The following is a 16,168-nucleotide window of genomic DNA, read 5'->3' on the forward strand; positions in this document are numbered from 1 at the left end:
TTAATTATAATATAATTATCTCCCAAAAAGTCTTTTTATTAAATATTCCATCCACGCTGAACATATAATATAAATAAAAAGTGCAATATTACTGCACTTTTTACTTAAAATAAATCTGGTAAACCAACAGCATTTAATATTAAAGTATTATTTTTTTGAGTTTCCTCTATTAATGCTGTACAATTAACTTTATATCCTTTTTCAATATCTCCTTTGGCTTTAAAATTGTAATTAATTATATAATAATTATAATTTAAATCAGTACTTTCTGGTATATTAATAATAATCTCATTATAATTATTTCCATAACTTCTTATGTCGCAGATTCCATTTATTTCATTTAAGCTATTGTTTATAGGATTAACCTTATATACTCTACAAGTCAAATTATCTATATTTTTTATATTATTATTTAAATCTTTATTAATAGATATTTTTAGTGTAGTTTTTTGACCTGAAGTTTTTAAATATGCAGCTACTTGAGTTATAAAATTATCTGCAATATTGGTGGCATTTAAATCAGTATTTAAATAACTTTCTCCTATAAGAGTATTATCTGAAGGTCTTATATTAAATAAACCTTGTTTTAATACATAGTCATCTTTTATCTTTAAATTAAAATCTGGGAATTTTTTATTTATATTATTACCTTCAATATCTTTATATTGAAATACAGCATCATTTGTTAAAATATAATTTCCTAAAGATGTACCTTTTATAGTTAAATCTATACTAAAAGCTTCTGCTGTATATTGTTTTAATAAACTATTGTATACATAAACTATTTTAGGTATATTAATTTGCACATATTTATTAGAATCACTAAATTGAAGTCCCTCTGGCAGACTTTCAGTTAATATGGAATTTCTTATAATAAATTCAGATCTTACTATATCTGCGATATCTTCCATATTATTCAAAAATAAGTTTTTATCATTTGATGCACAATTTATAAAATTACCATTAGATACACTAGAAAGAGTATTTAAAAGATTTACATCAGCTTTATTCCCTAAAGCTATAAAATAAGGCTTAACAACTTGATCAAAGTTATTTTTCATAGTTTCCGCCATAATTTTACTATATTTTTCTCCTTTTGTTGCACCATCAGATTCTGCTTGAATTCCTTCAGCATAAGCTAATTTACCTCCAGACTCTGATTCATTATCTACATTTATATAAAAACTACTACTATCATTTTTATTATATGAATAATAATCAGCATTCCCATCACTAATAACTACTATATATTTAGTTTTATTATTATTAGAAGATAATAACCACAATGCTTTTCTTATTCCATCTCCTATGTTAGAACCATCATTGGAATCGGGAGATAATGTAATGCTATTTATTTTATTTTTAATAATATCTTCATTAGAACTTGGAATTAAATATTGAGAGTTACCAAAATCACATACAGATGCTCCTTTATTAAATGTTACTATACCAACATTTACATTTGAGTTCCCTTTTAAATTATCTATAAATAATGAGGCAGTATCTTTCATAATAGAAAGCTTTTTTTCATTAATTAAATTAGTATCTTCTCCATTTAAATTTTGCCCCATACTTTTTGATGTATCCATCACTAATATAACTTCTTTCCCTTTAATTGAAGCACTTGTACTTATTGGTGTTGGTGTTATATTATACTCCATTTTAAATTCTTTATTTATATTTATTAAATTATCATTAACTCCAAGAATTTTCCTATTTAGACTAAATCCTAAATTAATTGAACTTATAGCTATACTTACATTTGGAATTACTTCATTTACAATTGTTCCATTGACACTTTTATAGGTTATATTCCAACCATCACTAGAACCTAAGTTATATGTTCCGCTTTTTAAAGCCTTTAAATTTATTACTATATCAAATGGCTGTGCTTCATAATAAGTTTTAGTACTATTTAATATATAAGTAATATTAGGAAGTTTTTTGGAATAAGATGATCCATTAACAGTTAAATTTAGCTGTGATCCAGCATAAGTAATATTTCCCGGTAAATTAAAATTGAAGTTAACTTGTTCAACCATATAATCTGCTTTAATTTGATCTGCTATATCTGAATATACTTTATCAATTGCAAAAGCATCTTTAGCATCAAGATATATTCCTCCAGCACTGGCTGATATCTGGGATAATTTATTTGAATTACTTTCATTGCTAAAGCCTATAAAATAACTTGTATATCCAGCTTTTTTTATTTCTTCAGCCATTATTTTGCTATATTTTAAAAATAATCCAGGATCTGTATCTGTTGAAGGAATAACTCCATATTTTTGAGAATAATTACTAAGTGAAGTATAGTAATTCCAAAAATCTGTATTTTCTTGAAATTTACTTGACCACCACCATACATTATTTGAACTATCATGAATTGTTTCTTCAATACTATAATATTTACCCCACATCCAACTCGTCATATAATATCCAGCTTTACCTGTATAAGTTAAAGCAGTAGGTTCACCATCAGACATTACAATAATATATTTTTTCCTATTATTATTTCTATTAAGAATATTTAATGCTGTTCTTATGCCATCTCCAATATTTGTACCACCTTCAGCATCTAACTTATTATCAATTAAATTTTTTATAGTACTTATATTATTTGTACTTGCACTTATAAAACCATCAGAATAACTTGTTTTAGTTATTACTTTAGAATAAGTATCATAATCTACAATTCCTAAATATACTTTATCATTTCCAGCAAATTTATCTACGAAATTTTTAGCTGCTGTTTTTAATGCTGATATTCTAGTATTTTTTGAATCAAGTGAAGAAGCCATACTTCCTGAAGTATCAATTACAAGAACTATTTCTTTTTCCGTCTGTGGGCTTATTTTATCTAGCGGTATTGGCTGGGGTTGCACATGATAAGTTATTGAAAATTCTTCATTTACTCCTGCAGTAATAGTACTTTGACTAGTAGTAATATTTAATATTGGAACTTTTGCCTCATTAGATTTAACTTTATTTGAAAAAATGAATAAACTAGATGTAAATATAAGCAATGTAAAAATAGTAATTTTATAAATAAATTTATTTTTATATATCATTTAACATCCACCCCCTTTTTAATAACTTGCTAGTTAGCATTTCTAAAATATAAATTAGTTGTAACTACATAATCTATAATATCTTTATACGGTCCATTTTTAGCTAAAGTTACAGATAATTTTAGTGAATCACATTCTTTATAAGTAGTTCCTGATTCCCCATTTATAATACTTACTTTAATATTGTGAACATTTTCTATTACATCACTTTTATTAAATTGACCTCCATCATAGCTATAAAATAATTTATGTGTATTTTTATCAAGATTAAAAGTAAAAGTTTCTCCATCATCATTTTTTAAAACAATATTATCTATAATTAAATTTTCAGATGTTGAATTAATAAAATTTACATTATTATTACTTATTGAATATATATATCCTGCCTGCATAGTTCTATTTATACATTCCAATAATTTTTTTGCATTAAGTTGCAATTCTGATTTTATTTCCGTTTTTTTTATATTCTTTTGAGTTGATATAAATATAGAAAAAATAACTGATAATAAGATTGATAAAATAGCTGTAGAAACCATTATTTCTATTAAAGTAAATCCTTTACTTTTAAATTTCATAAAAATGTACCTCTTAATTATTTTATTAATTTCCATGATTTTTTAGTTATTAACTTATCTGTTATAATACTATTACTTCCTAAATTTTTTGCAGTATCAGTCTGTGAAAAAACTTCTATTTTCTGTGAATATATATAATCATTAGTATTAAATATTTTATTAAAGTATTTATCATGATTATATGCTATTAATTTATCAACATAATTAGAATTATAAATTATTCTTTTTTTATATCCATCTCCATATAAAGTTAAATCTCCCGCTGCTATAATTGTACCTGTAAAATTTAATTCACCTTTTATTGTAACATTCCCTCCTGTTATAATAATTCCATTTGCAATTCCAGATGGTATATTTATTATTATTTCATCAGAACTTCCAACATAATCAGGAGAATTTTTCCCAACTATAACTACATTTTTATTTTTACTTAATATTATTTTATCTTCATCATTTTCTAAAGGTATATTTTCATTTATTAAACTAAAATTAACCTGATTAGTTACAGTTTTTTTTACATCACCTTCTAAATATTCATCTAATAATTCATCTTCGTTTATGTTAGAAGGATTGCCCATTTCAAATACTTGTGAAGCATAATTTTTTCTAAATTTTCTAACTTCCTCCTCCTTTTCAGGTGTATAAGATGGGCTTTTAACTATAAATGAATCTCCTTTTTCAGTAATAAACGCCCCTATACTTACTGTATTATCAGGCAGTTTTATTCCTTTTCCCTTTAAATTTAAATTATTATTTTCTTTTGAGTAATATTTAAAATACTTACTCTTTTCTTCTACCGTCATAAATTTTATATTCTCTTTTCCCAAATCTTTTGAATCATTAAAACTATCTACTAATTGCAAAGGATTATAATATTTAAAATATACTTTACTGCTATCTAAATTAAAATCTTTTGCTGTTTTACCATAAAGTTCATTATAGCTATTTATCCCATCAGATTCATATAAAGCGCTATCCCCTGTAAGCTGACTTGCATAAGCTATGTAGTTCCCCTTTACTGCTACAGATTCTCCAGTTTGATAACTATCTGGCTGAGTTTTAATATACGCAGTTCCCATAATATATGCTTCATCATTTATAGTAATTGAAGATCCTTCTCCTATATCATCTGTATTAATAAGTATACTGCTTGATATCATTTCTCTATCATATAATGATCTACTTCCGCTTGTATTGCTAGGTTTAGTTAAATCTCCAATACCATAATAATTATCAATTTCAATTTTACTATTTTTTGCATTTAAAGCTAAATCATTATCAGTATATACATTTCCTTTAACTATTAAGCTGCTATTTATTGTATTACTTTCACTACTTGAACTTTTCCCCACATATACATTACCAGCATAAAGATTAAATTTTTTATTAATATCATTTGGATCTTGTATTTTAACATTATTTGTATCTTTAACGTGAAAGCTTTTAGAAGTTACTATATCTCCTGTTAATATTGTATCTCCTTTGCCTCCATTATTACCTTGAATAATTATACCACCTTTATATTTATCGTATACTTTATCTATTATACTATCATCAGTTCTACCTTTAGCAAAAATATCCCCTGTTATTTCTGTATTCCCATTTAAAATTAAATTTCCATCTATTGAAATGGCTTTTTTCCATACCGGATTTACCTTAATATCAAGCATATTTGTTTCTACATAATAATTATCTTTATAATCTGGAACATGTATTATAAATTTAGCACTAACAATACGTTCAAAAGGTTTTTGAGTTAAACTTCCAAAAATATCTTTTAAAGTTGAAAATTTCGATTGAACTTCCAGTTCTAAATTATCGCCGTTAAAAGCTACTATTTTACCATTACTTTCATTTTTATCAATGTTTATTACTGATATTGCTGGCTTTTGTGAATTATAAAAATTTATTATATTACCAGAATTATCATAATATATACTGTTTTCTATTGCATATATTATCTTTGAAGTATTATTAGTATATAAAGACGCCTCAGTTAACCATTTTTTAAACATATCTTTAAATATTATATTTTTTTCTTTATTTATATTTTCTTCATTTAAGCTCCCATCTAAATTAACATATTTTAAATCGTCATTTTTACCATTTTTTATCATATTTATTTCTTTTTCAATTTGGGAATTTAAGTTTTGCATAAAATCATCAACAGAATTGTTACTTTTAGTAATTGACGTTTCTATCATCTTTTCTATAACTCCATAAGTTATATCCAATCCTGATTCTGAATAATATAAATTTTTAATACGATTGCCTTCTGCAATTCTAGATTGATAGTCTGTTGCTGTTAAGCTTAAAGCTGCTGTTCCAAAAGTAATTAATATAGAAAATATTACAACTACAGTGATTAAAGAAGCTCCCCTTTTTTTCTTGCTCATACCTTTCCCCCTTTATGAACAATTTAATATATTACCTTATTAGCTATTGCTTTATAAATTTGCTTATTATTTTTAGATATAGAAACTTCGATATCATAAATTTTATTTGCAAAAGAAGATTTTTCTGAATTTACGATATTAAAATACTTTCTGATTTTTCCTAAGTTATTATCCATTGAATAGTTTACATGTGCATTTGAATCAACTTCAATATAAATTTCAAATGGTTCTAAATTATAATTTGAAGCTTTAAAAATAAAATTATTATTTATATTTGTATTTGCTCCAAAGCTTACCCTTACTTTTCCAAAAGAATTATTATTTTTTTCAAATGTATTAGTTCCATTGATACCATAGGTTATTTTTATATTTGAAATATTATTATCAATTATAAGTTCACCTGATTTAATAGCATAATTTACATTTACGTCATTTACCTTCTTTATTCTTATATCGTTATCTGTACCTTCAATAAATATATCTACATCATAAACTACATTTGAATCTATTTTATTATAAAAAGACAAATCATTTATTGGTTTAATATGTATATCTACAATATATCCTTCATCTAAAACTTTATTTCCATAAAATTCATCTTTACCTTGAGCTACTTCATTTAAAGTAATCCCATAAGTTGAAAATGAATTAAAATCAGGTATCCCCTTAATTTCTTCAATTATTTGCTGAGCAATTGTAACAGCTTGTTGCTTTTCTTCTCCACTTTTACTCATTTTAGTTGAAGATATTATAAGATTACTTAAAGGAATAATTATAATGAAAAGTATTGAAATGCTTATCAATATTTCAATTAGTGTAAAACCTTTTTTTATTATATATTTTTTCAATTAATTATCCCCTCTCAAATTAATTACCTAATTTTTTTTAACATTTATGCTGCTGCCTTCACCAGATATATTAATTCTAGGATTTAATGTATCATCACTTTCTATTTCAACATTTATTATTTTATCAGTTTTATTTATTATTTTTATATTTGCTCCAGCATTATCATCATTATTAAGCCTTTTATTTGAATATATTTTAAGTGAAATATATTCATTTAGAGGTTGAAATTTTACTCCATTACCATTATATTGAATAGGAAAACTCCCCCTGCTTGTCTTATATTTATAATAGTAATTATTATTTTCTTTTGTAATAACAATTTCAACATTTTCTTTTGAATTACTATCTGCATATACATATGTATTTTTAGAATTATCATTTGCTTTCCCAAGCATTATTGTCGGTAGATCTGAATTCATACTTCTAACACTCATAACAAAATCATAAGAAGTTTTTTTAATAACACTAGACTCTTCGATTGTATTATTAATATTTGTAGAATTACCTCCATCAAATGGATTAACTTTCCCATAATTTTCACTGTAATTCCAATTTATATATTCTTCATCCTCTACATAATTATCAATTTTAGGTATAGCATAAAACTCCAATTGACATGATCCACTAATTTCATTTTTATCACTTTGATTTAAATTTATATTTGTAATAAATATTTTTTTAGAATTGCTCTCTATATTTTTTATAAGATTAATAATACTATTGTAATTTCCTCTAAAAGAAAGAGTTGCCTGCATTTGTTCTATATTTAAATCATTATTTGAATATGTTTTATTTTCATCTTCATTCTTGTTGTTTCCTATATTTTTCTTAGTATTGTCTGTTATATTATTGTATTCATCTACAGTAGGCTGCAAAAAACTTTCCTTTGTTTTTTTATCTTCTTCTTTATTGTTATTTTTTATTGGCTGAACTGAAACTTCTGAAAAATTAAAAGCACCAATAATCTTAGAATTAGTTATAATTTTATCTAATTCTGTAATTATTTTTTCTTGGGAAATATATGGATATAAATTTTTTGATGTGTCTTGAATTTTAGAATTTAATATTTTAAAATTACTTTCATTTTTATCTAAATCTGCTATCATATTATTTAAAAAATTTAATTTGTTTTCTAGTGTAACCTTTTGTGTTTTAAGCTCGTTAATTTTTGAAATTTGTTTTTTATAAATATTCTCATAATAACCATATATAATAATTAGTAAAGTTAAAACAATTATCAATACTTTTTCCCTTTTACTCATTTTCATTTTGCTCAACATCCTTTAACACACATTTTAATGTGAATGAATATTCACCATCGCTTCCATCAGTAATACTGTTTACTTGAACATCTGAAATAAATTCAAGTTGTTTTAAATTATATTGAAGTTCTGCTATAGAAACTCTATTTTTAGAGGATCCTTGTATATGTATAAATTGTTCATCAAATACAATAGATTTAAAAGAAACATCTTTAGGTAAAGTTGAAGCTATGTCTATAAGCAATTCACTTTTTACTAAATCTTTTTTGTTTATTTCTTTAACTATCAATTTAACTCCATCATAATATTTATTTAAAATTTTTTGTTTATTAGAAATATCTTCTGCTTTTTTTAATTTTTCAGCTTTTTCAGGATTTTTTAATTGAGCATTTATTTCATTTATGTCTTTGTTTAATTTTATTATACTTATACTATTCCATAAGAAAGTACCACCTATAAAAACAATTAGTATTATTGCTGAAATTGCAACATATAAATTTGTATTTTTATTGCTTTTATTTTTATTTAAATATGGGAGAAAAAAATTAAAATCATTCATATAAATTCACCAACCTAAAATCTTATAATTGAACCAATAGCATTTATATATAAATTTAAATCATTTTTTTCAATATTATTGTCTAAAACTATATTATTAAAAGTTGTTACTTTTTCTACTGGTATGTTTAACTTTGAATTTAAATATATATCTATACCGTTTAAATTTGAACTTCCTCCATAAATATATATCTTGTCTATTTTGTTTCCTACTTTTTTGTTTTTATAAAATTGTATGATTCTATTTAATTCATCAATCCATTCATCAGTTATTTCTTTTATTATTTTATTTATTAAGAATTCTTCTGTATTTTCTTTAAATAACCCATTTAAATTACAATATTTTATTTTCTTTTCTTCTCCTTCTTTTATAGTAACTCCAGTATTTTTAGCAATTTCATTATCAATAAACTTTCCTCCAGATTTTACTATTCTAGTAAAATCCATCTGTCCATTAGCATATATATTTATATTAAGAGTATTGGCTCCCATATCTATAAAAGCAATAGTATCTTTAATGTTATAATCATTTTCATTAATCATAGTTGTATTATATAATAATTTTTTTAAAGAATTAAAAGAAACATCTAAAGTATAAGGAATAAGTTTAGCATTTAATAAAGCTTCATAATACTGTTTTGCTAATTTATCAGGATAAGTAACTACCAATACTTTAAATTTGTTAATTTCATCTTGTTTAATTTCTTCAATTAAATTATATTGTAATATATAATCTTCTAAATTTATTGGAAGATACTGGGCTATTTCATATTTTACTAATGTATCTAATTCATCTTCTTCAGCAGCTGGAATTAATATCTCTCTGTTTATTATAGAAGTACTATTAATAATACAAATAACATTTTTGGTTTTTGTTTTTATTCTGGATAAATCATATATATTTTGTAACGTTTCAGCCATAAGAATATTATTTAATATATTTCCATCATTAATTATTCCCTTTGGAGTATTTACCAAAAAAACATCTTTTATAATAATTTTATTTTTTGAGTATTTGCCTACCACTACTTTTATTTTATTAGTTCCTATATCTAAAGATATTACATATTTTGTATTTTTAGGTTTAATTTTCGAATCAATTTGTACTGTTTTTGATTTTTTATTTATATTTTTTAAAGAAGATATATCAGAATTTAGAATTTTTTTTAAATTGTTAAAATCTAAGGTTTTAATTTTTTTTAAATCCAAAAAGCTCACCTCTTATTTAATTAAAAATATGATTAAATCACAGTAAACTGTAAATAAATTTCTATATATGGTATATATAGTTATATTTATATTAGTTATTAATTTGTTATAAATATTAGTAATCAATTATAGTAAATATTTTTATTAATTCGATATACATTTAATATATATTAAAGTGTAAAGTTTTAATAAACTTTACACTTTTTTCTTATTTAAATTATTGTCATTTTTAATAAATTAATTTTTATGGTGTAACTGTTGAAGCTTCTCCAGTAGCAGTTCTAGATGCAGTGTATTTTATATTATTTATTTTTTCTTTAAATGTAAATGATCCATTTTTACCAATTGTTAATTCAGTTATTCTCACTTCTGTATCTCCTGATTTAGCAATACCTGCAAGCTGAACTGCTTTATTGGCTATTATATTTGCAGCAGTTTTTTCTCTTGTAAGTTGAACATCAGTAGGTACTTTTCCATCTGCTGTTTCAGCTACAATTGAGTCAATAGCTGTAGCTAATTGTCTTGCATCATTTACAACCTGAGTTCTTCTAGCTTTGTCTTGAAATCCTGTAAGCCTTGGAACCATAATTGCTGCTAATATTCCTATTATTGCAATAACAACAATAAGTTCAATAAGAGTGAATCCTTTCTTTTTTGTGTTTCTTCTTTTTTCCATTGTTAAATCCTCCTTAGATTCTAATTAATTTTATTGTATGGTACTATACATACCAAACATAGGCTGAATAATAGATATTATTAAAAATCCTACTATCACTCCCATTACTACTATCATTATTGGTTCAAGCATGGAAGTAAAAGTGGTTATTGCACTGTCTAATTCTTCGTCATAAAAATCTGCTGTTTTATTTAAGATTTCATCAAGAGCACCTGATTCTTCACCTATACCTATCATTGATGATAGCATTGGAGGAAATAGTCCCGTTTCTTTAATAGGCAAAGCTAATCCTTCCCCTTTTATTACCTTTTCTCTTACAGTATTTAATGCATCTTCAACTAATTTATTTCCTATTACTTGTCCAACTATTTGAAGACTTTGAATTAAAGGGAGTCCACTACTAAGCATAGTAGATAGTGTTCTTGTAAATCTTGAAACAATTATCTTTTGATTTAATTCTTTTATTATAGGTAATGAAAGTTTCATTTTATTAATCCACAGTAATCCATTATAAGTTTTTAAATAATATCTTACTAAAGTAATAATAATTGATATTAATAAAAATATTATTATTATATTTTCCCTTATACCATTACTTATTCCAAGAAGTATTTTAGTTGTTAACGGAAGCTCTACTCCACTATTTGTAAACATATCTACAAAAACAGGCATTACAAAAATAAGAATTACAGATATAACAGTTATTGATATTATAGATAATATAATTGGATATATCATAGCATTTTTAACTTTATTATTAATTTTATTTTCTTTTTCATAATGATTAGACATTCTAAGCATAATTTGGTCTAAATTACCACTTAATTCTCCTGTTTCTATCATATTTATAAGTAAATCAGGGAATATATTATTATGTAATTTCATAGCTTCCGATAATGTAGAACCTTTTCTTACTTCTTCTTCTATATTACTAATTGTTTCTTTAAATTTTTTATTAGTAAGCTGCTCTGATAATATATGAAGTGCATTATTTATAGAAAGTCCCGCATCAAGCATAGTATAAAATTGTCTGCAAAAAACAGCTATATCTTTTATTGTTACTCTATTAAAAATTTCAAAATTGATTTTCCCTCTTTCATTTATTTCTTCTATTTTAAGGGGATAATAATTATTAGTACTTATCATAGAAATAACGTCATCTTTAGATGTACCATTATAAGTTCCTTCAATTTTTTCTCCTTTTTCATTCACTGCTTTATATTTATAAAGAGGCATAATTATTAATCACCTCATTTCTATTCTTTTAAAAATGTAATTTTAACTAATTCTTCAACTGTAGTAATACCTTTTAAGACTAAGTCTCTGCAATACGTTTTTAAAGTTTTCATGCCTTTTTTTATTGATAGCTCCCTTAATGCTTCAGAGTTTATATTTTTCATTATATAATCTTTATGTTCTTTATCTATTTTCATTATTTCATAGACTCCGGTTCTTCCTAAATATCCAGAGTTATTACAAAAAGCACATCCTTTTCCTTTACTTAAAATTATATGCTCATTTTCATTACATGAAAGAATAGATTTTTCATATGAATTAGCCTCATATAATGTTTTACATCTAGGACATATTTTTCTTACAAGCCTTTGAGCTATAATTCCTTCAATAGAACTTGCTAATAAATAAGGTTCTATTCCCATATCTATTAGTCTTGCTATAGAAGAAGGTGCATCATTTGTATGAAGGGTGCTTAATACCAAGTGCCCTGTTATAGCTGCTCTAACAGCTATTTGAGCTGTTTCTTCATCTCTTATTTCTCCTATCATAATTATATCAGGATCCTGCCTTAAAATAGACCTTAGTCCATTAGCAAAAGTAAGACCTGATTTAACATTAACATTAACTTGATTTATTCCTTCAAGCATATATTCAACTGGATCTTCTATAGTAATTATATTTTTATCTTCATTATTTAATTCATTTAATATAGTATATAGTGTAGTAGACTTTCCAGAGCCTGTAGGCCCTGTTATAAGTATTATTCCATGAGGGCTTTTTATAATATTTTTAATTTTTTTAATATCTTCATCTTCCATTCCAAGTTTATCTATCCCAACTTGATAATTATCTCTATCGAGAATTCTTATAACTACTTTTTCTCCAAAAACAGTTGGAAGTATTGATACTCTTAGATCAACTTCTTTTTCTCCAACTTTTGTAATAATTCGTCCATCTTGTGGAATTCTTTTTTCTGCTATATTTAAATTAGCAAGTATTTTTAACCTTGTAACTAAAGCAGCTTGAGAATCAATTCCTACCGTTGAAACCTGAACAAGTTGTCCATCTATTCTATATCTTATTCTTACATACTTTTCAAAAGGTTCAATATGTATATCGCTAGCTCTAGTTTCTAATGCATTTTTTATAAGATAATCTACCATTTTAACAACAGGAGCATTTTTTATATTATTAAATTCTTCTTCTTCAATTTGATTTTGAAGCTTACTTACTCCCAACTTTTCTTTTGATAGTTCCTCTGCAGCTTTAAGTACTTGCTGATCAGAATAATATCTTTCTATGTATTTTTTTATTTCACTTTTAAGTGCTATATAAGTTTCAACTTCAAATCCTGACGCTATAGAAACATCATCAATTGCAAATATATTTAAAGGATCCCACATAGCTATTTTTATTTTGTTTTCATTAAATCCAAATGGAATTAGATCATGTTTTAAACATATGCTTTCTGGAACTGATTTTATTGCTTTTTTGTCTATTGTTATACTATCTATATTTATCCTTTGAATTCCAGTCTGTTTTTCTAGTACCTCTATAATATCTTCTTCTGTAACTAATCCATCATCTATTAAAATTTCTCCAAGCTTTTTCCCTAAAGTTCTTTGTTTCATTAATGATTCTCTAAGCTGGAGCATTGAGATTTTACCTTCTTGAACTAATAAATCTCCTAGCCTTCTTTTAACCTTAAATTCCATAGGATAATACTCCTTAAATGAATTTTTTAATATAATTAATGCAATATTTTATATACTTTGTTAATTTTTTAATTATTGTAATTATTTTAATTTTATATAAATTATATTTAAATTATATAATATTTTATGTAATTTAATAATTTTTATTTATGTTATTATTATACATTTAATCATAAGTATACACAATATATAAAATGGTATAAATTTACATATTTTTATTTATTTTTTTATATTTTATCATAATTGGGGTTTTCGCGATATTCTTTTTTCAAAAAAATAAAAAATTCCCCAATATTGGGGAATTTTTTATTTTTTATTTTAATACATTCCGTCCATTCCCATTCCGCCAGCAGGCATTGCTGGTGCTGGGTTCTTTTCTGGTATATCAGCAACCACACTTTCAGTTGTTAAGAAAGTAGCTGCTACTGAAGCTGCATTTTGAAGTGCACTTCTTGTAACTTTAGTTGGATCAACTATACCAGCTTTGATCATATTTACATAAGTTTCATGTAAAGCGTCAAATCCTGTTCCTGGTTCGCTGTTTCTAATTTTTTCTATTATTACAGAACCTTCAAGTCCAGCATTGAATGCTATTTGTCTTACTGGCTCTTCTAATGCTCTCTTTATAATGTTTATACCAACTTGAACATCTGGTTCATCTGAAGTAAGTTTAGCAACTTCATTTATTACATTAATATATGCAGTTCCACCACCTGGTACTATACCTTCTTCAACAGCTGCTTTTGTAGCTGCTAGTGCATCTTCTATTCTAAGTTTTCTTTCTTTAAGTTCTGTTTCAGTAGCTGCACCAACTTTTATAACTGCAACTCCTCCAGCAAGTTTAGCTAATCTTTCTTGTAATTTTTCTCTATCAAAATCTGAAGTAGTTTCTTCTATTTGAGCTTTTATTTGATTAACTCTATTATGAATTTCGTTTGCGTCGCCTTTTCCGTTAACTATTGTAGTATTTTCTTTAGAAACTTTTACGCTTTCAGCTCTTCCAAGCATATCAATAGTAACTTCTTTTAAATCTCTTCCTAATTCTTCAGATATAACTTCTCCACCAGTAAGTATTGCTATATCTTGAAGCATTTCTTTTCTTCTATCTCCAAATCCTGGTGCTTTAACTCCTACGCAAGTGAATGTTCCTCTTAATTTATTAACAACTAATGTAGCTAATGCTTCTCCTTCTATATCATCAGCTATTATTAAAAGTTTCTTTCCTTGTTGAACTATTTGTTCAAGTATTGGAAGGATTTCTTGTATGTTAGAAATCTTTTTATCAGTTATAAGTATATATGGATCGTCTAGAACAGCTTCCATTTTTTCAGTATCAGTAACCATATATGGGCTTACATATCCTCTATCAAACTGCATTCCTTCAACAACATCTAATTCAGTGCCCATAGATTTTGATTCTTCAACTGTTATAACACCTTCATTACCTACTTTTTCCATAGCATCAGCTATAAGCTTTCCTATTTCTTCGTCAGCAGCTGATATTGAAGCAACTCTAGCTATGTCTTCTTTTCCATCAACTGGTCTTGAAATCTTTTTGATTTCTTCAACAGCTTTTTCTACGGCTTTATTGATACCAGTTCTTATAAGCATTGGATTAGCTCCAGCTGTAACATTTTTTAATCCTTCTCTTATTATTGCTTGAGCAAGAAGTGTTGCTGTAGTAGTTCCATCTCCTGCTACATCATTAGTTTTTGTAGCAACTTCTTTAACAAGTTGTGCTCCCATATTTTCAAAAGGATCTTCTAATTCAATTTCTCTTGCTATTGTAACTCCATCATTAGTTATAAGAGGAGCACCAAATTTTTTATCTAAAACTACATTTCTTCCTTTTGGTCCAAGTGTTATTTTTACAGTGTCAGCTAAAGCATCCACACCTCTTTGCATTGCTCTTCTAGCTTCTTCACCATATAATATCTTTTTAGCCATTTTACATCCCTCCAAACTTAATTAATTATTCAACAATTGCTAAAATATCATCTTGTTTTATAATAGTATATTCTTCGCCGTCAACTTTAACTTCAGTACCGGCATACTTAGAAAATAATACTTTATCTCCTACTTTAACTTCCATCTTTACTTCTTTTCCATCAACTAATCCACCAGGTCCTACTGCTACAACCTCAGCTTCTTGTGGTTTTTCTTTAGCAGTACCTGTTAATACTATACCGCTTTTTGTTTTTTCCTCAGCTTCCAATCTTTTAATAACAACTCTGTCACCAAGTGGTCTAATTCTCATTTAAACCCCTCCTTAAACTTTTTTATAATTTATGATTAATAATATTATAAACTTAAATTCATTATTGTTAGCACTCAACATTAATGAGTGCTAACACAATTATTATAATAATTAATACTTAGAATAATAGCAAATGTCATATTTTAACTTATTTGCTCATTTAACCTTGAAAATATAATTTTATTATAAAATATTTTAATAATTTGCCTTTTTACTCTTTTTTTTATTATATTTCTAAATTTATAATGAATTAATTAATTTTGATTAAAATTTCAATTTGATAATTTTATCCAAAATAAAACTCAAACAATAAATATTATTATCTTATAAATTTAAATTTATACATGAAAAAATCTAATTAAAA

At 25.1% G+C, this 16,168-nt stretch carries 12 protein-coding genes; all 12 read right to left on the bottom strand.

The window, feature by feature from the left end:
* Positions 1 to 104 precede the first annotated feature (104 nt).
* Positions 105 to 3,071: a vWA domain-containing protein gene (locus EGD97_RS07950; RefSeq protein ID WP_127837000.1), complete on the bottom strand. Its 2,967-nt coding sequence runs from the start codon at positions 3,069 to 3,071 to the stop codon at positions 105 to 107.
* Positions 3,072 to 3,100: 29 nt separating this feature from the next.
* Positions 3,101 to 3,646, bottom strand: a complete 546-nt coding sequence (locus EGD97_RS07955; RefSeq protein ID WP_164850181.1) for a PilW family protein — start codon at positions 3,644 to 3,646, stop codon at positions 3,101 to 3,103.
* A gap of 17 nt (positions 3,647 to 3,663) precedes the next feature.
* Positions 3,664 to 6,042, bottom strand: a complete 2,379-nt coding sequence (locus EGD97_RS07960) for a hypothetical protein (RefSeq protein WP_127837001.1) — start codon at positions 6,040 to 6,042, stop codon at positions 3,664 to 3,666.
* A 23-nt stretch (positions 6,043 to 6,065) separates the two neighbouring features.
* Positions 6,066 to 6,890: a prepilin-type N-terminal cleavage/methylation domain-containing protein gene (locus EGD97_RS07965; RefSeq protein ID WP_127837002.1), complete on the bottom strand. Its 825-nt coding sequence runs from the start codon at positions 6,888 to 6,890 to the stop codon at positions 6,066 to 6,068.
* A gap of 27 nt (positions 6,891 to 6,917) precedes the next feature.
* On the bottom strand, positions 6,918 to 8,159 hold the full coding sequence (locus EGD97_RS07970; protein WP_127837003.1) for a hypothetical protein: 1,242 nt from the start codon (positions 8,157 to 8,159) through the stop codon (positions 6,918 to 6,920).
* Positions 8,146 to 8,712, bottom strand: a complete 567-nt coding sequence (locus tag EGD97_RS07975) for a PilN domain-containing protein (protein WP_127837004.1) — start codon at positions 8,710 to 8,712, stop codon at positions 8,146 to 8,148. The genes EGD97_RS07970 and EGD97_RS07975 overlap by 14 nt, the downstream gene beginning before the upstream one ends.
* Before the next feature lie 14 nt (positions 8,713 to 8,726).
* Positions 8,727 to 9,920: a type IV pilus assembly protein PilM gene (gene pilM, locus EGD97_RS07980; RefSeq protein ID WP_164850182.1), complete on the bottom strand. Its 1,194-nt coding sequence runs from the start codon at positions 9,918 to 9,920 to the stop codon at positions 8,727 to 8,729.
* A 244-nt stretch (positions 9,921 to 10,164) separates the two neighbouring features.
* Complete coding sequence (locus tag EGD97_RS12760; protein WP_127837006.1) at positions 10,165 to 10,596, bottom strand: type II secretion system protein; 432 nt, start codon at positions 10,594 to 10,596, stop codon at positions 10,165 to 10,167.
* 30 nt (positions 10,597 to 10,626) lie between these two features.
* Positions 10,627 to 11,832, bottom strand: coding sequence for a type II secretion system F family protein (locus EGD97_RS07990; protein ID WP_127837007.1), 1,206 nt, complete (start codon positions 11,830 to 11,832; stop codon positions 10,627 to 10,629).
* Between the two features lie 20 nt (positions 11,833 to 11,852).
* Positions 11,853 to 13,547 carry a GspE/PulE family protein gene (locus EGD97_RS07995; protein ID WP_127837008.1) on the bottom strand — a complete coding sequence of 565 codons (1,695 nt, stop codon included), beginning with the start codon at positions 13,545 to 13,547 and terminating at the stop codon, positions 11,853 to 11,855.
* A gap of 318 nt (positions 13,548 to 13,865) precedes the next feature.
* A complete protein-coding gene (gene groL, locus EGD97_RS08000; RefSeq protein ID WP_078682044.1) occupies positions 13,866 to 15,494 on the bottom strand; it encodes a chaperonin GroEL in 1,629 nt (542 codons plus the stop codon).
* A 25-nt stretch (positions 15,495 to 15,519) separates the two neighbouring features.
* Positions 15,520 to 15,804, bottom strand: coding sequence for a co-chaperone GroES (gene groES, locus EGD97_RS08005; protein ID WP_078682045.1), 285 nt, complete (start codon positions 15,802 to 15,804; stop codon positions 15,520 to 15,522).
* Positions 15,805 to 16,168: the final 364 nt, after the last annotated feature.

The organism is Clostridium prolinivorans, from assembly GCF_004011155.1.
Classification (GTDB): Bacteria; Bacillota; Clostridia; order Clostridiales; family Clostridiaceae; genus Clostridium_AT; species Clostridium_AT prolinivorans.